This is a genomic window from Paenibacillus methanolicus, assembly GCF_008124765.1.
Lineage (GTDB): Bacteria > Bacillota > Bacilli > Paenibacillales > Paenibacillaceae > Paenibacillus_Z > Paenibacillus_Z methanolicus.
Map to the genome: position 1 here is coordinate 158,855 of NZ_VNHS01000006.1, position 21,737 is coordinate 180,591.

Below are 21,737 nucleotides of genomic sequence, written 5' to 3' on the forward strand. Positions count from 1 at the left end.
CCATCTAAAGTTTTCGCTCGCTCGTTACTGGGATGCCGCGTGATGCGTCTTCCGTCCCGGAATCTCTCCCGTCTCTTCGAACACGCGCACGATTTCGTCGATTTCTTTCTTCAGCTCGCTGAGCAGCTCGGCTTCCGGCACTTTGCGGATCATCTCTCCGTAACGGAACAACAATCCCTCGCCCCGCGCGCCCGCAATGCCGATATCCGCTTCGCGCGCTTCGCCCGGACCGTTCACCGCGCAGCCCAGCACGGAAACCTTTATCGGAACCTTGATCTTGCTAATGTACTCTTCCACCTCGTTGGCGATCGAGAATAAGTCGATGTCGAGGCGTCCGCAAGTCGGGCAGGATACCAGCGTCGCGGCGTTCGTGATTAGACCGAAGCTCTTCAGGATCTCCCGCGCCACTTTCACTTCCTCGACCGGATCTGCGCTCAAGCTGATGCGAACCGTGTTGCCGATTCCCATCGCCAACAAAGCGCCGATACCTGCCGAGCTCTTGATCGTGCCGGTCGTCAATGTACCCGCTTCCGTAATGCCCAGATGCAGCGGGTATTTGATTCTCTCCGCCGCCATTCGATAGGCCGCGATGGCCATCGGCACATCCGACGCTTTGAGGGATACGATGATATCGTGGAAATCGAGTTCTTCCAAAATGCCGATGTGGAAGAGCGCGCTCTCCACCATCGCTTCCGGCGTCGGATAGCCGTACTTCTCGAGCAGATGGTTCTCGAGCGAACCCGCGTTGACGCCGATCCGGATCGGAATCCCTCTCTCCTTGCACGCTTTGACGACCGCTTCGACCTTCTCGCGGCGACCGATGTTACCGGGGTTGATCCGGACCTTGTCGATGCCGTTCTCGATCGCCGCAAGCGCCAGACGGTAGTCGAAGTGAATGTCCGCGACGAGCGGAATATGAATGCGTTTCTTGATTTCTTTGATGGCTTCAGCCGCTTCCTTATTGTTCACCGTTACGCGGACAATTTGACAGCCCGCTTCCTCAAGACGCAAAATTTCGGCCACGGTCGCTTCCACGTCTGCCGTCTTCGTCGTGCACATGCTCTGGATGATGACTTCGTTGCTCCCGCCAATCGTAAGGGGACCTACTTTGACAGGCACGGTGTCTTGACGTAAATACATGTTTGGTTTCCTCTCCCATCGAAGCAAAAATCTTCCTATAACGTCAAAGTCCACCCCTGAAACGGGCGACAAAATCGCCGCCGTACAAGGGTGGAAATGACGGTTATCTTTCTATGTTAGGCGCTTTCTTCCTTCTTCTTGCCCTTCTTGCTCGTCAGCTCCGGCATGATCTTGTCTTGTACGACCTTCTCCGTGATGAGGCATGTCTGCACATCATCGCGAGAAGGCACTTCGTACATGACGTCGAGCATGATACCCTCGATAATCGCGCGAAGACCGCGTGCGCCCGTGTTCCGCTTGATCGCTTCTTTGGCAATCGCCTCCAAAGCCGGTTGGTCGAAATCAAGCTTCACGTTGTCCATCTCGAGCAGCTTCTGGTACTGCTTAACGAGCGCATTCTTCGGTTCGGACAGAATGCGTACGAGCGCAGCTTCATCCAGCGGCTCGAGCGTCGAGATTACCGGCAGACGACCAACGAATTCAGGGATAAGCCCGAATTTGAGCAGATCTTCCGGCAATACCATGCTTAAGTATTCGCCAGGCTTCAGATCCTTCTGACCTTCGCCCGCGGTATTGAAGCCGATGACCTTCTTGCCGATCCGACGCTTGATGTATTGCTCCAATCCGTCGAACGCGCCGCCGCAAATGAACAGAATGTTCGTCGTGTCGATTTGGATAAATTCTTGATGCGGATGCTTCCGGCCGCCTTGCGGAGGAACGGATGCCACCGTGCCTTCCAAAATCTTCAGCAACGCCTGCTGTACGCCTTCGCCCGATACGTCGCGCGTAATGGACGGGTTCTCGGATTTGCGCGCCACTTTGTCGATTTCGTCGATGTAGATAATGCCGCGTTCGGCTTTCTCCACGTCATAATCCGCCGCTTGAATCAGCTTGAGCAAGATGTTCTCGACGTCTTCGCCGACATAGCCGGCTTCCGTTAGCGATGTCGCGTCCGCGATCGCGAACGGCACGTTGAGAATCTTCGCCATCGTCTGCGCGAGCAGCGTCTTGCCGGAGCCCGTAGGACCGACAAGAAGAATGTTGGATTTCTGCAGCTCGACGTCTTCGATCTTGCTGCCCGAGTTAATCCGCTTGTAGTGGTTGTACACGGCGACGGACAGCGATTTCTTCGCTTGCTCTTGGCCGATGACGTACGAATCCAAAATATTGCGAATATCTTTCGGTTTCGGGATATCCTTCAGATCGAGTTCTTCCTCGTGGCCGAGCTCCTCTTCCACGATCTCCGTGCACAGTTCGATACATTCATCGCATATATAAACGCCAGGTCCAGCAACAAGTTTGCGCACTTGATCCTGGGATTTGCCGCAGAACGAGCACTTCAACTGGCCCTTCTCGTCGTTGAATTTAAACATGGGATCACCCCTTCGTATCGATGGTTACAGGTTAACGGCAGACGTGACGATCTTATCGATCAACCCGTAATTGAGCGCTTCCTCGGCGCTCATGAAATTGTCGCGGTCGGTATCGCGTTCAATTTTCTCATATGGCTGTCCGGTACGTTCAACATAAATATTGTTCAGCTTCTCTTTGGTCTTCAAAATCCAATCGGCATGGATCTTGATATCCGATGCTTGACCGCGAACGCCGCCCAGCGGCTGGTGAATCATCACTTCCGCGTTCGGCAGCGCGAAGCGCTTGCCTTTGGCGCCGGCCGTCAGCAGCAACGAACCCATGCTTGCGGCAAGTCCCATGCAAATCGTGGAGACGTCCGGTTTAATGAATTGCATCGTATCATAAATACCCATCCCCGCGGTAACCGAACCGCCTGGCGAGTTGATGTACAAATGGATATCCTTCTCCGGGTCGTCCGCGGCTAAGAACAGCAGCTGCGCGATGACCGAGTTCGCGACATCATCGTCGATCGCACTTCCCAGGAAAATGATCCGATCCTTCAGCAGACGGGAGTAAATGTCGTAAGAACGTTCTCCTCTGTTCGTTTGTTCAACGACGACTGGTACGAGATTCATGCGACCAACCTCCTTAAATTTAATGCGGTCCTTATAGGCCGCTTACCCTCGTGGTCCCCCCACTGCGCGGTTGATTCAAGGTGCCTCTTCAAGTAAGTAACCGGGTATCTATGCTATTTTACCACGTTCCGATGGCAAAGTCATTTTTCCATCCGGAAGGAATGGAGTCCGCTTCGCTCTTCGATCGGGCGGCTTCGCCGAATGTTACAGTATACGACGAAAGGTTATGGTTATGTACGGGGCAAGCCCCCATCAAACGTTATGTTCCTTCCCTCTCGCGAAAGGAAAGGATTGAAGCCTTTAGTCGAAAGAAGGCACGTTTGCACGTGCCTCCCCACTTGATAGAACGAGCCGCCCACCGGGGACGGCCTCGAACCTTAAGCTACTTCTGTAGCGACTTTGCTGTTGTCGAGCAGGAACTTGATCGTTTTGCGAATGACGATATCCGATTTGAGGTTCTCGAGGTTGCCGTTCGTTGCGAACAGCGTGCGAAGCTCGTCCACCGGACGGTTGTACATGCCGGAGAGCTTCTCGAGCTCTTCCGTCAGCTCTTCTTCGGAAGCGCCGATGCCTTCGTTCTTGGAGATTTGCTCCAGCACGAGGTTGTTGCGAACGCGTTTCTCGGCATCCGTTGCCATCTGAGCGCGAAGCACGGACTCGTCTTGGCCGGAGAACTGGTAGTACAGATCCAGGTTCATGCCTTGCATGCGCAGACGTTGCTCGAAGTCGCGCAGCATGTAGTCGACTTCGGTGTCGATCATCGCTTGCGGCACGTCGATCTCAGCCGTTTCGGCAGCTTTCTCGACGACTGCGACTTCGCGCGCCTGCTCGTTTTCTTTCTCTTTGCGGTCGGCCAGCTTCTTCGCGAGATCTTGTTTAAACTCGTCCAGCGTGTCGAATTCGCTCACGTCTTTGGCGAACTCGTCGTCGAGCGCTGGAAGGTTCTTGCGCTTAATCTCATGAAGCTTCACTTTGAAGACCGCTTCTTTGCCGGCCAGGTTGTCCGCGTGGTAATTCTCAGGGAACGTGACGACAACGTCCTTGAAGTCGCCGGTCGCCAAACCTACGACTTGGTCTTCGAAACCCGGAATGAACGAATTGGAACCAAGCTCCAGGGAATAACGCTCGCCTTTGCCGCCTTCGAAGGCGACGCCGTCCACGAAACCTTCGAAATCGATGACGGCCGTGTCGCCGTTCTGCGCTTCGCCTTCGTCGAGGACCGACAGCTCGGCATGACGCTGTTGCAGACGCTCCAGCTCTGCCGCAACTTCTTCTTCGCCAACGTTGGCGTCCGCCGCAGGAAGCTCAAGGCCTTTGTACTCGCCGAGTTTCACTTCAGGTTTAACCGTTACTTTCGCTTTGAACTTGAAAGATTCGCCTTTCGCGAATTGCTCCACGTCGACCTCAGGACGGTCTACCGCTTCCACGCCCGTCTCTTGCAGCGCCGCCGAGTAAGCCGTCGGAAGCAGAATGTCGATTGCGTCTTGGTAGAGGCTCTCCACGCCGAAACGCTTCTCGAACATCGCGCGAGGCACTTTGCCTTTGCGGAAGCCAGGTACGTTCACTTTTTGAACGACTTTCTTAAAGGCTTTGTCAAGTGCTTCCGAAACTTGAGCCGCGTCGACTTCAACGTCGATGGCGACAAGATTCTTGTCTATTTTTTCCCATGTTGCTTTCATGTTATGCTTTCCCCTCCAGATAAAATCACGCATCAAGCGTACAGGTTTCGCGATCATAAACCACTACATTATAATCAAAATCTACCTGAATATCAAGGCTCGTTCCAGTCTCTGCCGCGATGAAAGTGCGAAGCATGCCGAAGCGTGCGGCAAGCTTGTTCGTATCGGAACCGCAGCGTATCCGTAATCCCATATGTATCCCGCACCTGATCGTCCTCGCTTCGCCCGTAAAGCGACAGTTCCAGCGTCTGGTGCAGGGCCCCCGCATAACAGTCGACCGTCTCGTCATCGTCCGCGGCCATTCGCTCATAGGCGGACGTACCGTATAAGCATTGCAGCGTCTCTTTCCACAATTCTCGGGCAAAATGCGGCATGGTCGAATCCATGACTTCGGTTACCGATTCGACGCGCTCCACGATTCGGGCCGCCACGTCCGGGAAATCCTCCATCGATAACGGCGTACGCTCGATCTCCACCTCAACCGTTTCGCCCAGTCGCTCCAGCATGACCCGACCCGTCACGCCCCGCCGGCGCAAACATTGAAGCGCCTTGAATTGCAGCGCGGGGTGCAGCTCTTGCTTGGTCAACCAGTTGATGATCGTCTCGTCCACGTCGGGATGTTCCAAATGAACGGCCCTTTCCAACGCGAGAATTTGTTGATCCACGACCGGGTGATGCTGCATGATATATAGCACTTGCTCGACGTAAGCCTTATCCTGCTGCACGGGCGTGATCGTCTGCCGTCGGAACGAATCCTCGGTTTCTTCTTCCGCTTCACCCTCCTGCCAAGCATCGCCTTGCAGCGCGCCATATCCGCTGTCCGGACCCGGAAAAGCCATTTCCAACCAAGATAACAGATTGCTCCATTCTTCATAGTGCCGTTTGTCTTCCCCTTGGCACTGCATCAGAAACCGCAGCAGGCTTTTCGCTTCGCCGTAACGTTCGGATTCCAGCATGCGTGTCAGCTGCACCTGGTATTGATCCAGCATTTTGGGAAACAAATACACATTGTCTTTATGCTCGCCTTGCGGCGTTTTGGAAGTCGTAATGAGATCACCGCCTTATTTGCACGCCTATACTGTAATACGCGCGTCGATGTGGACGCGCCCCGTATATGCCGTTGTATTATAACACTCCCGTGCCTTGATTTCCATTCGCGCGTATGCTATCCTTTTATCACTGACTTCACGCGGGTGTAGTTCAATGGTAGAACGCCAGCTTCCCAAGCTTGAGGCGAGGGTTCGATTCCCTTCACCCGCTCCAATATGGCTCGCTTTTGACGAGCGTATTCATAAGGCCGAGCATCATCTAAGCAGTTTTACGCACACTATACATACGCCCCTATCGAGGGGCGTTTTTTATTTGTCCGAACCGCTCTGCGCTCGCATCCAGTTATTTGCATTCACGCCTCTTATTATTAACGCAAAGGGGTAGCTTAAAACCGCAAGACGCAATCTTAAGGCGAAACGGCTATCGCCGTCCTTTGCGGAGAGGCGCGTCACGTTCCGGAGAAATAGAAGCCTAATTATATACGTGAAACTTATCATTTCTTATATTTTAACATAATCAGGCCGCTGCGTTCGCCGCAGCGGCCTGTTGTCGCCTCTCTAGCTTTGCAGCCGGTCTAAGATACCGGATTCCAACTTCAGTGCTCTCTTGCGAATTTCCGGCGTCTTAACCGCCTTCAGCAGCGCGAGCATGCCCTTAAGCACGACCGGCTGCGGCTCGTTCTTATCCAGCTCCGCGGACAACACATCCAGCGTCGATTGCAGCTCGTCGGCGTTGTCCGCCGAGTCCAGCGCGCCTGCCGCAACCGCCTCCCGAAGCGTTTGAATCTCGGCTAGTAGTTCCGCCTTGCCGGTCTCGCCGCCGCGAACGGAAGCAAGCCAGCCCTCCAGCACGTTCGAATCGATAATCGGATCGGTTCCGCCTTGACTTAAGTCGGCAACCATGGCATCGAGACGCGCGATGATGTAGTCCGCCAACCGCTCGGGATCGATCCGCTGCTGCTCGAATACGACCAGCGCCAGAAATCCCTCGGTCATCGATTGGAAGATTATCGTCAGATCGCGCGCGTAAGCATGGGCGCGATCTCCGTATGTCTTGGAAATCAATTCATGCGTCATGACCAACCCTTGGCGTCGGGCATTCATCATCAACTCGTGCAGCTCGTCATGCACTTCGAAGCGCTCGCGCAGCAGCATTGAGAAGAACGCTTGATTCTCTTCGTACATTCGGTGTCCGGTAAGAACATGGCGCCGCAGCAAATCGCGCGGCTTCAGATCTTCCCTGCTGTTGAGATCCACGTACTCCGCCATGATGCGATCCAAATAATTTTTTATAATGAACTGCAGAAGGTCGCTCTTCGATTTGAAATAAAAGTAGAGCGAGCCCTTGGCGATGCCGAGCACGTCCGCTATATCTTGAATGGACGTGCCCCTGTAGCCCTTCTCCGAGAAGCATTGGATCGCCGCCCGGATAATCTGCTGTTTCTTGCCTTCCAACTGCCTTGCACCCGCTTTCGCGCCAACGACTTAATGCACCGTTTCGCGCACCTCGTCATCGGCATGTTTTCTTCTGAAACGCGCCAAGAATTCGTATACGACCGGCACGATGAGCAGCGTGAGCAGCGTCGAACTGATAAGACCGCCGATTACGGTAACGCCGAGCCCTTTGGAAATCAAGCCGCCGCTGCCGCCTTCGAAGCCGAGCACGAGCGGAAGCAGCGCGCCGACCGTCGCAAGAGCGGTCATCAGAATCGGACGAAGACGCGTACCCGCCGCTTCGATCAACGCTTCGCGCGTCGTCATACCTTCCTTCTCCATATGGAGGACGCGGTCGAGCAGAACGATCGCGTTCGTAACGACGATGCCGATCAGCATCAGCATGCCCATCATCGCGGTCGCGCTGATCGTCTCGCCGGCCAGGAACAAGCCGACCAATGCGCCGATAATCGTGAACGGCAGCGAGAACAGAATCGCAAATGGCGTAATCGCGCCGCCGAACGTGATCACGAGCAGCAAGTAGACGATCGCGATCGCCGCGGCCATCGCAAGGCCGAGCTGCGTGAACGTTTCATTGATTTGTTCCGTTACGCCGCCGAAATCGACCGATACGGTCGGCGGCAAATCGAGCTTGTCGACTTCTTCCTGCAAGCTTGTCGAGACGCTGCCGACGTCTTTGCCGACCGCTTCCGCCGAAACTTCCACGTACAGTTTGCCGTCGATGCGCGTAACCGAATTGGCGGACGTGCCTTCTTCGACTTTCACCACGTCCTTCAACGGGACCGACATGCCAAGCGGCGATTGAATCGTTTCATTCTCGATATCCGCGATCGTCGTGTACGTTTTCGCGTCTACCTGGATATTGACATTGTAGACTTTACCGTCCTCTTGAACAGTCGTCAACACCGGCGTTTCCCGGACTGGAGATAGTTTCATCGCGATTTGACCAGCCGTCAGGCCAAGCTTGCTCAACTTTTCTTGATCGGCCACGAGCGTATACTGCTCGTATTGTTTGGAGAGCGACGTCTCGACTTTCTCGAGCGATTCGTTCTTCTCCATGATCTGCTGGATCTGCTCGACGACGGGTTTGATCTCGTCGAACGATTCGCCATAGACGTTCAGACTGATTTTGCTGCCGCCCATGCCGCCGGAGAAGTCCATCTCGCCCCACTTGCCGGTCGGTTCGATCTTCGTCAAGTCTTCGACCAGCTTCTTCTTCACGTCGCCGAAATTCTCGGTATCGTCGTTGTATTGAATATAGAACAACGCGCTTTTGTTCGGTCCGAAGCTCATCGGGCTCTGGCCGCCGACCGAATATTGCAGATTCTCCATCCCATCTTGGCTCATGATGAGCTTCTCCGCCTCGAGCGCGGTCTTCTCCACGTCGGAGATGAGCTTGCCAGGACCCGGGGAATACGTGATCATCGTGTATTTCTCTTCTTCCTCCGGCAAGAAGCTGGACCCGATCAACGGGACTAGGAAAAAGCTTGCCACAAGAAGCGCGACCGCTCCGATAAAGGTGATCAGCTTGTGATTAAGCGACCAGTTCAAAATTCGGCGATAACCAAGACCGAGCGCGCCCGGTTTCTCTTCGTGCGTTTGGTTTGCCTTGAGTCCTTTGCGGAACATCATGTGCGTCATCATCGGCACGATCGTAATGGCGACAAGCAGCGACGCCAGGAGCGCGAATACCATCGTAAGCGCGAACGGCATGAACATTTCGCCGATCGGTCCGCTGACGGTGCCAAGCGGCAGGAATACCGCGATCGTGACGAGCGTCGACGAGAGAATCGGGATGAACATCTCCCGCGTCGCTTCGGTGACGAGCTCCTTGCCCCGCAGTCTCTCGCCGCGAAGCGCCATCCGGCGGTAATTGTTCTCGATGACGACGATCGAGTCGTCCACGACCCGTCCGATCGCGACGGTCATGGCGCCGAGCGTCATGATATTCAGCGTGATATCCATTTGCTTCAAAATGAGAAGCGCAATAACGAGCGACAACGGGATCGAGACGACCGATATGATCGTCGTGCGAATGTTGCGCAGGAAGAGCAGGATGACGACGACCGCGAACAGGGCGCCGAACAGCGCTTTGTCGATCATCGTGGTGACCGATTGCTCGATCGGCTTGCCTTGGTCGAGCAATACGACGGTGTTGATATCCGCATGCTCGGCTTTGAATTCCTCTGCTCGTTCCTTCACCGCGTTGACCACGTCCACCGTGTTCGCGTCGGATGCCTTCGTCGCGTTGATGCCGATAGACAGCTCGCCGTTCGTGCGGGAAATCGATTCCGCCTTGTTGATCATTTCGATCGTGGCGATATCAGAAAGCTTCACCGTTGGAATGCCGGCAGCCGCGCCAGGAGCCTGAGCACCAGCAGCCGTGCCGCCTGCACCGGCTCCAGCGCCGGCGCCAGTCCCCACGCCCGCAGGGATGACCGGAATCGCGATGTTGCGAAGCTGCTCGATCGTAGCAACGTTGCCGTCGACGACGATCGTCTTCTCGGACTTGTCCAATTCGAACAAGCCGAGCGGCACTTTTAGGGCCGAGCCTTGCACGATGCCTTTGACGGTGTCTTCGCTCAAGCCGAGCTGCGCCATTTTTTCTTTATTGAACGTCAGCTGCGCTTCTTTGATGTTCTGTCCGGAAATCGCTACCGAGCCGATGCCGTCAATGCCTTCGAGCGACGGCGTAAGCTCCGTCTCGACCAGCTTCGTTACTTCTTCAAGATCGCGTTCTGCGGACGAGATGCTCAGCGATACGACCGGGAAATCGTTCAAGCTGATTTTGGAAATTTGCGTATCCTGGGCGCCAGACGGCGCTTCGAATCCGTTAATCGCCTCGCGAAGCTCGCTCTCCGCTTCCTTCATGTCTTTGTCGTAGCCGTACTGAACCGTGATGATGGATACATTCTCGCTCGAGGTCGAGTTGACGGCGTCGACGCCGTTCAAGTTCTGAATGCGCTGCTCGAGCGGAACCGTAATCTGGTCGCCCACTTCCTCCGGCGCCGCGCCGGGGAAGACGGTGTTCACGGTCAAAATCGGAACGTTGATGTTGGGGATCGTTTCTTGCTTCATGTTCAACCCGGAATACAACCCGGCAACGACGACGATGATCGTCATGAGCCACAAAGCGAATTTGTTGTTTAACGAAAATCGGATAATACCCTTCACTTTCCCACTCCTTGTCCCTTTGTCTCGTGTTTCCGACGTCCGATTTGAACGACGGTCAATCTATCACTGATGATATTTGACCGGAGTTCAAATGTCAATTTAACGAACGGTCAGTCACAAAGATTACACACCTCACTACGCTCGTGTTAATAAATTGTGCCATCCACTTGGTTACAATTCCGCGTTTCGTCACATCTTAACTTTTTTTCTCGAAATGCAGAAATATTGGTTGCATGCGCCTTGTCCGATATGGTATATTAACTTCCGTTGTCCCGGTAGCTCAGTTGGATAGAGCATGCGCCTTCTAAGCGCACGGTCGGGGGTTCGAATCCCTTCCGGGACGCCATTCCCATTACAAACAAAGCTCCTCATGACTTGTCATGAGGAGCTTTTTTTCATGCTTGTTCAACGATCCGCAGACAATTTCCCATCTCGGAGAAGCCGCTTAATACGCCAATGGCGATAGACGAAGAAGAAATAGGCACCGGCGATGATGAGCGGCGTCGCGAGCCCGCTTCGCACGTTGAGCTCATCCCGGAACACGACGTCCCCCCGAGCATCTTCTGCGACCTGCATTGTATGGCGCCATTCGCGGATTAACTGCCCCCGTTCGGATGTAGATAAACGGCGAGCTTCGCGATCAACGTCAAGGACCGTTATCTCATGCCTTCCCAACGGGATGTATCCAAGCAAATACATGGACAGACCGTATGTATTCCCCGCCATCCACCGATGCGGGAAACCGCCGGAGTCCCGGCTTCGAAATACCATGAACGGCGCGGATACCCTTCGAAACGTCGACGTATCCGCAAGCTGCTCCCAAAGAAATTCCTTCGTGCACGGCATCTTGGATGCCATCGTCAATCTCAAGCTCGCATCACCTACATCCACCAGGTTGTCGCGATTCCCGCGGCCAACGCCGCTCCAGCCAATAGCCAAGCCGGCACCTTCCACAAGACCAGTAAGGCGTATGCCGCCAAAACGACGCACAGATCGAACTCGTTATGCACGGCCCCCGTAAATACCGGATTATACAAAGCAGCGAGCAGAATGCCCACGACAGCGGCGTTGACGCCCGTTAATGCCGCTTGCAGCCGCGCCTGACCGCGAATCGCGTTCCAGAACGGAAGCGCGCCGCCTACCAGCAGGAACGAAGGCAGGAACATCGCGAGCAGGGCGATCAACGCGCCGAGCCAGCCGTCTGCCGCCATCCCGATATATGCGGATATCGTAAATAACGGTCCGGGGACGGCTTGAGCTGCCCCGTAACCAGCCATGAACCGGTCGCCGCTCATCCAAGCTTGCTCCGCCATCGCCGGCTCCAGCATCGGGAGCACCACATGTCCGCCCCCGAAGACGAGCGAACCTGCGCGGTAGAAGATATCCGCGAGCTGGACCCACTTGTTATCCATAACAGCCGCGGCAAACGGCAAGCCGATCAGCAGAAGCGTAAATAGTCCCAGCAGCCAAACAGCTGCCCTGGCACTTACCGGGGACGGAAGCGGACTGCTCAAGTCCCCTGCTTGCCCGGCGCGATGGAATAACAACAAACCGACAATCGCCGCGACCGACAACACGATCAGCTGCATCCACGCCGATGGCCATAACAGCGAGGCGACGGCCGCCGCGAGCGCGACCGTCCCCGTCTTTCGCTCGGGGGCAAGCGTTCTCGCCATGCCCTGCACCGCCTGGGCGACGACCGCCACCGCAACAAGCAGAAGCCACTTTGCCCACGAGCCGTCGGCTGAGCCCGTTTCTTCCAGGACGAAAGCGAGCGCCGCGAGCGCCAGTGCCGAAGGAAGCGTGAAGCCGCTCCAAGCGGCAAGCCCTCCCAACCACCCGCCGCGCAGCATGCCGATCGCGATGCCGACTTGACTGCTAGCCGGACCGGGAAGCAGCTGACAGAGCGATACAAGTTCCGCATAGGCACGGTCATTCAACCACTGCCGCCGCTCGACGTATTCAGCTCGAAAATACCCCAGGTGGGCGACGGGTCCGCCGAATGACGTGAGTCCAAGCCGCAGCGCGACGCGGAATATTTCCCAAATCGACCCTGATCGCGGCTCGGTACGTTCTATATTGGTATTCAAAGCAGTTCGCTCCTTATCGATTCCAACCCGGACAAGCTCGCTTCCGGACTTCGACCGATCGTACCATCCGCTCCGGCGGTCGTAAAGTAAAGAGATTGTAAAATAATGACCGTTTGCTTATATGGGCAATTCTTGTCCTCGTGCATCGACGAACCCCCGCCCCACTTGAAGCGGCCTGGCCCGTTCCAGAAGACTAATGATCGCCTCCGCCGTCGCGGCCGGATCGCCGGGCGCTTGTTCTCCGCCCATATCCGTCCGGATCCAACCCGGATGAATCGCGAGCACCTGAAAGCCTTGCGGCGCCAACTCCATTCGAAGCTTCTCGTTGAAATAAGTAAGCGCCGCCTTAGATAGTCCATATGGATAATCGCCGGCGTAGACCGAGGCATACGCACCCGCCTCCGAAGAAATGTTCAGAATCGACGGCAGCTTAGCGCCGCGTAGCAGAGGCAGCAGCGCCTGCGCAACGAGCACGGGACCGACGAGATTCGTCGTTAAGGAAGCTGTCAACGCATCCGGATCGAGCGATTCGATCCCGTCCTCCCGGCCGAGCAGGATCGCCGCATTGTTCACTAACCCGTCGATCGACGCTTCGCGCGCGGCGAGCGTATCGGCGAACGAGCGAATCGATTCCCGGCTGGCGACATCCAGCTCGATCGGAATAATTCGTTCGCCGACTTGCGGATCGAGCTTCCCGTATCTGGCGAAGTCTCCCGGGTCTCGCATGCCGGCGTACACCGTATGCCCTTTCTTGGCAGCGGCTCGCGCAAGTTCGTACCCCAGCCCTCTGCTCGCGCCCGTAATCGCGATTTTCATCTCCATCTCCTCCTGTTCCTAACGCGCATTCTTCTATAGTATAGCGCTTTCAAGAAGGGAATTCTAACCACCAACTTCCCGGAGATCGGTTACAACCGCCGTCCTCGCGGTTATATGACCTTGAACGCCCATGCGTAAAAAACGCGCGAACTCGAAATGCTATGGCATTGAAAGGAGTGTTTGGCCATGACCGAACAAAACCAAAAGCAGCCCGCACCGCAACCGGCGGACGGTCCTCAACGCCCGACCACGCTTCCTCCTCAACACCAGAATCAGCAACCGGGACTAGAGTCCGAAATGACGCCTAAACCGCTCTTCGAATCCTCCGCATATAAGGCAGCCGACAAGCTCAAAGGGAAAGCGGCGATCATTACCGGCGGCGACAGCGGCATCGGACGAGCCGTCGCGGTTGCGTATGCGAAGGAAGGCGCCAATGTCTCGATCGTCTATCTAAACGAACACGGCGATGCCGAGGAGACGAAACGAATCGTCGAGGCGCACGGCGTCCAATGTCTGCTTCTCCCGGGCGATATCGGCGACCCGGCCTTCGCCAAGCAAGCCGTGGCGGAGACAATCAATCAGTTCGGCAAGCTCGACATCGTCGTCAATAACGCGGCCGAACAGCATCCGCAGCAGAAACTGGAGCAAATCACGCCCGAACAGCTCGAGCGCACGTTCCGAACGAACGTCTTCGGCATGTTCTATATCACGCAGGCTGCAATCCCGCATCTGCAGGCAGGCGCTTCTATTATTAATACTGCTTCCATTACCGCTTATAAGGGGAATCCGACGCTGCTCGATTACTCGTCGACGAAAGGCGCGGTCGTATCCTTCACCCGCGCGCTGTCCCAGAACATCGCCGCGCAAGGCATCCGCGTCAACGCGGTGGCGCCCGGCCCGATCTGGACGCCGCTCATTCCGTCGACGTTCGACGAGCAGCAGGTTGCCAAGTTCGGCGCGGACACCCCGCTCGGCCGCGTCGGCCAGCCGGACGAGCTTGCTCCTGCGTACGTGTACCTCGGCTGCGGCGACTCTTCCTATATGAGCGGACAAGTGCTCCATATTAACGGCGGAGAAGTCGTGAACGGATAATCCAGCTTCTAGTTACGCATTTCGAATCGCGGAAGCCGAGTATGCCGTACAGCGCAGTCACCGGCGAAGAACGATAAAAGAGCCAGCCCATCCGGGTTGGCTCTTTTGCAATAACAAGATGACAATCACCCTATGTACAAACGCGCGATTCCTTCGCGAACTCCCTCTGCGGACAGCACCTGCTCCTTAAACGCTTCACGCTGTCCCCAGTCCGTCGTCATCGAGGCCGTCTCGAACAGCCCGATGCTCACGTCTTCATAAGCGAGATGGCTGCTGTTATCGAACCAGTCGATATCCCGCGAAGCGTCGTTGTGCACGATCGCGGTCATCTCGAACGCCTCGTCTGCCGACGGCCCGAAGTAGGCGAGGAGCCCGCCGGCGCCGTACGCCTCCGTGTCGACTTCCACCAGCGCGCAACGCATGCCGTCCCTGTCAATAACGCCTCTGACGCGAGCGCCCTTGACCTGGAGCGAATCAATCATGACAAATAACCTTCGGACACGTCGAATAACCCCATTTTGGCGATATGCACGCGGGTTTCCGGCGTCCCCAAATCATATAGTAGTTTGTAAATCTCGACGAGTATCGAATCGACGCCGTCGCTCAGATGATCCGTATCCGCGGATCCGAAAGGATGCTTGTGAAAATGGACCACTTCCGCCTCGTCCTCCGTCGCCAGGTCGTCGAAGAGCTCCTCCAATTGGTCGAGCTCCTCCTCGTTCGCGCGGATTTCCAGCTCGAAAGCCGCCACCGCCGGGTCTTCCAACACGGACCCCGCCTGTACGGACACATAATACGTTTTGCGCTCCAGCGTTCGGTCCGCATGCGGCATGACCGCTTGTTCGTCTTGGATATTGTTCTCCTGACGATCGTACATCGTCATCCACGCTCCTTCATGCCTGGCATCTTCATCCTCGTTTAGCATCCCCCGGGGGACAGACATTTTATCCTTTTTTGTCGCATACCCATTCTAATACCGCTGTTTCTAACGCCCATTTCCAAGGCAGAAGCCAAAGGCGAGAGAGGAATGAGAACCAATGTGTGGATTTACGGGCTGGATCGATTGGAACGAGGATTTGACTTTACAATCCGCAACGCTGGAGAAAATGACCGAGACGCTCGCCCTGCGCGGTCCCGACGCCTCCGGCACGTGGATTTCCCCGCATGTGGCGCTGGGCCATCGCCGCCTGTCCGTCATGGACCCGGCCAACGGCGCGCAGCCCATGGTCCGCGCTTCCGGCGACGATACGTACGTCATTGTATATAACGGCGAGCTGTACAACGCTCCCGAGCTGAAGCGGGAGCTCGAAGGCCGCGGTCGGTCCTTCACGACCACCTGCGACACCGAGGTGCTCCTGGTCGCCTACATGGAATGGGGACGCGCTTGCGTGGAACGGTTCAACGGCATCTTCGCGTTCGCCATCTGGGATACGCGGGAACAGCATCTGTTCCTGGCCCGCGACCGCCTCGGCGTCAAGCCGCTGTTCATTGCCAAGCAGCTCGGCCGATTCATATTCGGCTCCGAGCCGAAGGCGCTCCTCGCCCACCCGGCGATCCGGCCCGAGGTCGGCCCGGAAGGGTTGGCCGAAATTTTCATCGTCGGTCCCGCGCGGACCCCCGGCCAAGGGGTGTACCGCGATCTGAGCGAGCTGCTGCCCGGCCAATGCGCGACCGTCACGCGCTCGGGCGTCTCGGTATCGCATTACTGGAAGCTGGAGAGCCGCCCGCATACGGAAACGGTGCAGGAGACGGCCAAGTCCGTCCGCGACCTGCTGACCGATACGGTCGAACGCCAGCTCATCTCCGACGTGCCGCTCGGCACGCTGCTCTCCGGCGGACTAGACTCGAGCATCCTGACGACGCTCGCGGTCCGGCATTACGAGCAAAGCGGCAAAGGGAAGTTCAAGACCTTCTCCGTCGACTTCGTAGACAACGACAAGCACTTCAAAGCCCACGCGTTCCAGCCGAACGCGGATGCGCCTTGGATCGAACGGATGAACCAATACTTAGGCACAGAGCATCACACGTTCAAATTCGATACGCCGGACATCTACGGCGCGCTGCACGCCGCCTTGCTCGCCCGCGACTTGCCGGGCATGGCCGACGTAGATTCGTCGCTGCTCCTGTTCTGCGAAGCGATCAAGCGGAACGTGACCGTCGCGATCTCCGGCGAAGCGGCGGATGAGATTTTCGGCGGCTACCCGTGGTTCCACCGGGAGGAGTCGCTGAACGCCAACACCTTCCCATGGTCGCTCGCGTCCCAAATGCGCGCGGGGCTGCTCTCCGAAGACGTAGCCGCGTGGATTCGCCCGCTCGAATACATCGGCGACCGCTACAGCGATGCCATCGCGGAAGTGCCGAAATTGAAAGGCGAAGACGAAACAGCCGCCAAAATGCGCGTCATGTCGTACTTGAATATCACTCGGTTCATGCCGACGCTGCTCGACCGCAAGGACCGGATGAGCATGGGAGCGGGACTCGAGGTCCGGGTTCCGTTCTGCGACCACCGCCTCGTCGACTACGTCTTCAACATTCCGTGGGAAATTAAGACGGCCAGCGACCGGGAGAAAGGCATCCTTCGCCTGGCGATGGAAGGCGTGCTGCCGGACGACGTGCTCTACCGGAAGAAGAGCCCGTACCCGAAGACGCACAATCCGAATTACTTGAACGCGGTCCGCTCCAAGGTAATCGATATTTTGGACGAAGGCTCCTCTCCGCTGCTGCCGCTGATTAATGTCGCCAAAATCCGCGAAATCGCCGCCTCCGACGAAGCCAGCTCCAATCTGCCATGGTTCGGCCAGCTCATGAGCGGTCCGCAGCTGTTCGCGTATTTGCTGCAAATCGATATTTGGCTGCGCGAATATAACGTGACGATCCGTTAATCGCATCCCCTGCCGCGGCACAAGTTCACGGCTCGCGCCGAACAAAAAACCGCAAGCACGCCCTATTCGGGCACGCTTGCGGGTATTGTTGTTTGGCTGAGATCGACAGCGTTCGGATGCGACAACGCCGCACGCCGCAGCAGTTACTCTCTGTTGTTCAACTGCTCCAGCAACCGAGCAAGCGCCCGGCCGCGGTGGCTGATCGCCTGCTTCTCGTCCTTCGTCAGCTCCGCCATGGAACGGTGGTGCGAGACGAGCCAGAACAGCGGGTCGTAGCCGAAGCCGCCTTCGCCGCGCGGCCGGCTCATGATATCGCCCTCCACGAATCCTTCCGAGTCGACGAACGCGTCGTCTTTCGGATCATATAGCGCCAGCGCGCAAACGAAGCGCGCTTCGCTCAGCAGCTCCGTGCCGTCCTCAAGCGTCTGAAACCGCTCAACGCCGCTGGCATCGAGCTTTCCCAATTCCTCCAGCAGCTTCGCGTTGTTCGTCCCATCCGTCGCGCCTTCGCCCGAGTACCGCGCCGAATAAACGCCGGGCTCTCCCTGCAGGCGAGCAACCTCGAGCCCCGAATCGTCCGCGAGTACCGGAAGACCGAGCGCGTCGCCGACCGTCTTCGCTTTCTTGCGGGCGTTCTCGGCGAATGTACGGCCATCCTCCACGACGTCCGGCAAATTCGGATAATCGAACATGCTGACGACTTCCATGCCCAGCTTGGCGAAGGCGTGCGCGAATTCCCGCACCTTGCCCGCATTCTTCGTCGCGACGACGACCGTATCTCCGGGCCTCATGCGTTAGCCGTTCCGATCCGGTTGCCGAACAGTCCGAGCGCGGCCTTCTGCTTGGCGACCAATTCTAGAATACCGCTCTCCGCAGCGCCGAGCAATTCGTTCAGCTCCGTCCGCGAGAATGGCGCCTCTTCGCCCGTGCCTTGAATTTCGACGAATTTGCCGTCGCCGGTCATAACGACGTTCATATCGACCTTCGCCTTGGAATCCTCTTCGTAATTCAGGTCGAGGAGCGTCTTGCCATTGATGACGCCTACGCTGACAGAAGCCAGGTAAGCGGTAATCGGATATTTGGCAAACTCATGATTCTTGCTCAGTTTATGTACAGCCAGCGCGAGCGCCACGAACGCGCCCGTAATGGATGTCGTTCTCGTGCCCCCGTCCGCCTGAATGACGTCGCAGTCGATCGTGATCGTGCGTTCTCCGAGCGCCGGCAAATCGACGACGGAGCGGAGCGCCCTGCCGATCAGCCGCTGGATTTCCATCGTGCGCCCGGTCAACTTGCCTTTGGCCGATTCCCGCTGGTTGCGTACTTGAGTCGCCCTCGGCAGCATCGAATATTCGGCGGTAATCCAGCCTTTGCCTTGTCCTTTCATGAATGGAGGCACGCGCTCTTCAACCGAAGCCGTGCACAGCACCTTCGTATCGCCGAATTCGATCAGCACCGAGCCTTCCGCGTACTTGTTGGGGTTCATCGTCATGGTGACGGGCCGCAGCGCGTCCCATTGTCTTCCGTCGGTTCTCATCGTAAGCGTAATCCTCCGTCCTTCATGCTAAAGCGGGAACGGCTTGGCCGCCCCGCTAATCCACCCTATTTTACCAAAGCCGTCCGCGAAAATCATCTTGACCTCGGCGAAAATCGAAAAAAGAGCAGGTCCGGCCGCTCGGGCGGTTCGGACATGCTCTCCTATGGCGGTATGCGGCTAACTTAGAATGCCGGCACGATCGCGCCTTTGTACGTATCGTTGATGAACGTCTTCACGTCTTCCGATTGAAGCGCGGCCATCAGTTTCTTGATCGCGTCGGAATCTTTGTTGTCCGGACGAGCGGCCAGTATGTTCGCGTACGGGGACTCTTTATCCTCGAGGAACAGCGCGTCCGTCGTCGGCACGAGCTTCGCTTCGAGCGCGTAGTTCGTGTTGATCAGCGCGAGGTCGACTTCGTCCAGCAGACGCGGCAGCATCGCGGCTTCGACTTCCGTGATATCCAGCTTCTTCGCGTTCTCTTCGATGTCGGCTACCGTGCCGGCAACGCCTACGCCCGCCTTCAGCTTGATAACGCCTTGCTTCTCCAGAAGCGCAAGCGCGCGGCCCGCGTTGGACGGGTCGTTCGGGATGACGACTTTCGCGCCTTCCTTCAGCTCGTCCACGCTTTTCACTTTCTTCGAATAGCCGCCGAACGGCTCGACGTGCACGGTACCTACGCTGACGAGGTCATAGCCTTTGTCTGTGTTGAATTGATCCAGGTAAGGCACGTGCTGGAAGAAGTTCGCGTCGATCGCTTTCTCGTACAGCTGTACGTTCGGCTGCACGTAGTCCGTGAACTCGGTGACCTCGAGGTTAATGCCTTGCTCTTTGAGCGCAGGCGCGATATGTTTCAAAATTTCCGCGTGCGGCACCGGGGAAGCGCCGACTTTCAACGTCACTTCTTCCGTCGTCTCGCCAGCCGCATTGCCTTCGGCATCATTGGTCGCCGCGTTGTTCGTCGCGCCTCCGTTGCCGGTCGCGGCGTTGTTGCCGCCCTCGTTGTTTTTGGCGCCGCATGCCGATACGACGACCGCAAGTACCAGCGTGAGCAGAATCAAGCTAATCTTTCTCATTCCAAATCCCTCCTATTAATCATTGCTTCTCTATGTCCATAAATCCTACTTGCGGCTATAGCGTCGCACGAGCAGGTCGCCAGCCATCTGAAGGAGTTGAACCAAAATAACGAGCAGCGCCACCGTGACGAGCATGACGTCGGTCTGGAAACGCTGGTAACCATACCGGAGCGCCAAGTCGCCGAGACCGCCCCCGCCGATAACGCCCGACATCGCTGTATAGGAGACGAGCGTGACCGCCGTCACGGTGACCGCCGCGAACAAGCCCGGACGCGCCTCGCGCATGAGCACGCGGAATACGATGTCGGACTTCGAAGCGCCCATGGCCACCGCCGCTTCGATTACGCCTCTGTCGACTTCGCGCAGCGCGGTCTCGACCAGCCGGGCGAAGAACGGCGCCGCGCCGACGATGAGCGGCGGAATCGTGCCCGCCACGCCGAACGTCGTGCCTGTAATCGCCTTGGTGAATGGCATGATCGAAATCATCAGGATAACGAACGGGACGGAACGAACGATATTAACGATGAACGAGAGCACGCCATATACGGCCGACTGCTGAAGCAGCTGCCGGCGCGACGTCAGGAATAACACAAGGCCAAGGAAGAAGCCGAGGACGATCGTAAAGACGAGCGACCACGCCGTCATCGTCAGCGTATCTTTGGTCGCCTCCCAGATTTCGTCCGGGCGTACATTTTCAAAGGTCATGTCAATTCCTCCACATTCAAGCCGTCCTGGCGAAGCTGGGCCAGAATGCCGTCAATCTCCGCGCTGCCGCCGATGAATTCCACGATAAGTTCGCCGTATGGCGTCTGCTTCATCCGCGAAATCGTTCCCTGCAAAATCGCCACCTGAACGCCGGATGCCTTCACCGCGTTGTATAGAATCGGTTCGTACGTGACGTTGCCTACATAGTGAACGCGGAAGATGCGGCCTTGACGCGCGCTCATCAGCTGTCTCATGTCCGACTGCGATTCGGCCACCTCGTCGACAAAGTCCTGCGTTACCGGATGCTGCGGCTTCAGGAAGACGTCGATGACGTCGCCGATCTCGACGATCGTGCCGCCGTCGATGACCGCGACGCGGTCGCAGATCGAGCGGATGACCTGCATCTCGTGGGTGATCAGCAGAATCGTAATCCCGAGCTTCTGATTAATGTCGAGCAGGAGCGCCAAAATCGCGCTCGTCGTCTGCGGATCGAGCGCCGATGTCGCTTCGTCGCAGAGCAGCACGTCCGGGTTGTTCGCGAGCGCACGCGCGATGCCGACCCGCTGCTTCTGTCCGCCGGAGAGCTGAGCCGGGTACTTGTCCCCATGCTGCTCGAGGCCGACCAGTTGAAGCAGCTCATTCACGCGATTGGCCACCTCCGCCTTCGACAGCTTCGCGAGCTTCAACGGGAATGCGATGTTCTCCCGCACCGTCGCCATCGAGAGCAGATTGAAGTGCTGGAAGATCATGCCGATCTTACGGCGTTCCTGCTGCAGCTGCCGGTCGCTCAGCTTCGTCAGCTCGACGCCGGCGACCTTGACCGATCCGGAAGTCGGACGTTCCAGCAAATTGACGCAGCGCAGCAGCGTGCTTTTGCCTGCGCCGGAATGGCCGATGATCCCGAAGATCTCGCCCTTGCGAACGGTCAGATCCACGCCGCTGATCGCTTCGACGGATTGCTTGCCGACGCGATACTTTTTGGTAATACTTGCTAGTTCTATCAGTTTAAAGCCCTCCTGCCCATAAATATTGCGAAAAGTCCCGATACCACGTATAATAC

19 protein-coding genes and 2 tRNA genes are annotated in these 21,737 nt (G+C 57.0%); 4 read left to right on the forward strand and 17 right to left on the reverse strand.

The genetic code is table 11. The annotated features are described in order from the left end of the window. Positions 1 to 24: 24 nt before the first annotated feature. The 5 genes from ispG to BCM02_RS16980 all read right to left on the reverse strand — a co-directional run bounded on the left by ispG (position 25) and on the right by BCM02_RS16980 (position 5,763). Complete coding sequence (gene ispG / locus BCM02_RS16960) at positions 25 to 1,140, reverse strand: flavodoxin-dependent (E)-4-hydroxy-3-methylbut-2-enyl-diphosphate synthase (RefSeq protein WP_148930309.1); 1,116 nt, start codon at positions 1,138 to 1,140, stop codon at positions 25 to 27. A gap of 116 nt (positions 1,141 to 1,256) precedes the next feature. Next, the gene (gene clpX, locus BCM02_RS16965; RefSeq protein ID WP_148930310.1) at positions 1,257 to 2,513 is read right to left on the reverse strand and encodes an ATP-dependent protease ATP-binding subunit ClpX; all 1,257 of its coding nucleotides are present in this window, start codon (positions 2,511 to 2,513) and stop codon (positions 1,257 to 1,259) included. A gap of 24 nt (positions 2,514 to 2,537) precedes the next feature. Further along, the gene (gene clpP / locus BCM02_RS16970) at positions 2,538 to 3,128 is read right to left on the reverse strand and encodes an ATP-dependent Clp endopeptidase proteolytic subunit ClpP (protein ID WP_148930311.1); all 591 of its coding nucleotides are present in this window, start codon (positions 3,126 to 3,128) and stop codon (positions 2,538 to 2,540) included. A gap of 377 nt (positions 3,129 to 3,505) precedes the next feature. Further along, a complete protein-coding gene (tig, locus tag BCM02_RS16975; protein WP_148930312.1) occupies positions 3,506 to 4,807 on the reverse strand; it encodes a trigger factor in 1,302 nt (433 codons plus the stop codon). Positions 4,808 to 4,899: 92 nt separating this feature from the next. Continuing rightward, positions 4,900 to 5,763, reverse strand: coding sequence for a hypothetical protein (locus BCM02_RS16980; RefSeq protein WP_246183417.1), 864 nt, complete (start codon positions 5,761 to 5,763; stop codon positions 4,900 to 4,902). A gap of 233 nt (positions 5,764 to 5,996) precedes the next feature. Between BCM02_RS16980 and BCM02_RS16985 the strand changes: the two genes are divergently transcribed. Beyond that, positions 5,997 to 6,070: transfer RNA gene (locus tag BCM02_RS16985), tRNA-Gly, on the forward strand. A gap of 344 nt (positions 6,071 to 6,414) precedes the next feature. Here BCM02_RS16985 and BCM02_RS16990 read toward each other — a convergent pair. After that, a complete protein-coding gene (locus BCM02_RS16990) occupies positions 6,415 to 7,311 on the reverse strand; it encodes a TetR/AcrR family transcriptional regulator (protein ID WP_148930313.1) in 897 nt (298 codons plus the stop codon). A 30-nt stretch (positions 7,312 to 7,341) separates the two neighbouring features. Further along, positions 7,342 to 10,485 (reverse strand): efflux RND transporter permease subunit, encoded by a 3,144-nt coding sequence (locus BCM02_RS16995; RefSeq protein WP_148930314.1) that lies wholly within the window; start codon positions 10,483 to 10,485, stop codon positions 7,342 to 7,344. 269 nt (positions 10,486 to 10,754) lie between these two features. On the opposite strand from BCM02_RS16995, the gene BCM02_RS17000 reads away from it, so the two are divergent. Next, a tRNA-Arg gene (locus tag BCM02_RS17000) sits at positions 10,755 to 10,831 on the forward strand. 59 nt (positions 10,832 to 10,890) lie between these two features. On the opposite strand, the gene BCM02_RS17005 is transcribed toward BCM02_RS17000, so the two are convergent. The 3 genes from BCM02_RS17005 to BCM02_RS17015 all read right to left on the reverse strand — a co-directional run bounded on the left by BCM02_RS17005 (position 10,891) and on the right by BCM02_RS17015 (position 13,391). After that, positions 10,891 to 11,355, reverse strand: coding sequence for a ParB N-terminal domain-containing protein (locus tag BCM02_RS17005; RefSeq protein ID WP_148930315.1), 465 nt, complete (start codon positions 11,353 to 11,355; stop codon positions 10,891 to 10,893). Between the two features lie 11 nt (positions 11,356 to 11,366). Further along, positions 11,367 to 12,575 (reverse strand): chromate efflux transporter, encoded by a 1,209-nt coding sequence (chrA, locus tag BCM02_RS17010; protein WP_246183418.1) that lies wholly within the window; start codon positions 12,573 to 12,575, stop codon positions 11,367 to 11,369. Between the two features lie 117 nt (positions 12,576 to 12,692). Next, a complete protein-coding gene (locus BCM02_RS17015; protein ID WP_187434263.1) occupies positions 12,693 to 13,391 on the reverse strand; it encodes an SDR family NAD(P)-dependent oxidoreductase in 699 nt (232 codons plus the stop codon). Positions 13,392 to 13,577: 186 nt separating this feature from the next. Between BCM02_RS17015 and BCM02_RS17020 the strand changes: the two genes are divergently transcribed. Next, entirely contained in the window at positions 13,578 to 14,483 is a 906-nt protein-coding gene (locus BCM02_RS17020; protein WP_148930317.1) for an SDR family oxidoreductase, read from the forward strand. Between the two features lie 125 nt (positions 14,484 to 14,608). Here the strand turns inward: BCM02_RS17020 and BCM02_RS17025 are convergent, their stop codons facing one another. Together BCM02_RS17025 and BCM02_RS17030 are read right to left on the reverse strand one after the other, a co-directional pair. After that, complete coding sequence (locus BCM02_RS17025; RefSeq protein WP_148930318.1) at positions 14,609 to 14,965, reverse strand: hypothetical protein; 357 nt, start codon at positions 14,963 to 14,965, stop codon at positions 14,609 to 14,611. Next, positions 14,962 to 15,360 carry a hypothetical protein gene (locus BCM02_RS17030; RefSeq protein ID WP_148930319.1) on the reverse strand — a complete coding sequence of 133 codons (399 nt, stop codon included), beginning with the start codon at positions 15,358 to 15,360 and terminating at the stop codon, positions 14,962 to 14,964. Before BCM02_RS17030 ends, BCM02_RS17025 begins: the two co-directional genes overlap by 4 nt. 160 nt (positions 15,361 to 15,520) lie before the next feature. On the opposite strand from BCM02_RS17030, the gene asnB reads away from it, so the two are divergent. Continuing rightward, positions 15,521 to 17,365 (forward strand): asparagine synthase (glutamine-hydrolyzing), encoded by a 1,845-nt coding sequence (gene asnB, locus BCM02_RS17035; RefSeq protein ID WP_148930320.1) that lies wholly within the window; start codon positions 15,521 to 15,523, stop codon positions 17,363 to 17,365. A 143-nt stretch (positions 17,366 to 17,508) separates the two neighbouring features. Here asnB and rdgB read toward each other — a convergent pair whose 3' ends face one another. The 5 genes from rdgB to BCM02_RS17060 all read right to left on the reverse strand — a co-directional run bounded on the left by rdgB (position 17,509) and on the right by BCM02_RS17060 (position 21,681). After that, on the reverse strand, positions 17,509 to 18,156 hold the full coding sequence (rdgB, locus tag BCM02_RS17040) for an RdgB/HAM1 family non-canonical purine NTP pyrophosphatase (protein ID WP_148930321.1): 648 nt from the start codon (positions 18,154 to 18,156) through the stop codon (positions 17,509 to 17,511). Next, entirely contained in the window at positions 18,153 to 18,899 is a 747-nt protein-coding gene (gene rph, locus BCM02_RS17045; protein WP_148930322.1) for a ribonuclease PH, read from the reverse strand. Before rph ends, rdgB begins: the two co-directional genes overlap by 4 nt. Positions 18,900 to 19,081: 182 nt before the next feature. Further along, positions 19,082 to 19,972: a MetQ/NlpA family ABC transporter substrate-binding protein gene (locus BCM02_RS17050; RefSeq protein ID WP_148930323.1), complete on the reverse strand. Its 891-nt coding sequence runs from the start codon at positions 19,970 to 19,972 to the stop codon at positions 19,082 to 19,084. 45 nt (positions 19,973 to 20,017) lie between these two features. Further along, positions 20,018 to 20,683, reverse strand: coding sequence for a methionine ABC transporter permease (locus tag BCM02_RS17055; RefSeq protein WP_281288203.1), 666 nt, complete (start codon positions 20,681 to 20,683; stop codon positions 20,018 to 20,020). After that, entirely contained in the window at positions 20,674 to 21,681 is a 1,008-nt protein-coding gene (locus tag BCM02_RS17060; protein ID WP_148930325.1) for a methionine ABC transporter ATP-binding protein, read from the reverse strand. Before BCM02_RS17060 ends, BCM02_RS17055 begins: the two co-directional genes overlap by 10 nt. Between the last annotated feature and the right edge of the window lie 56 nt (positions 21,682 to 21,737).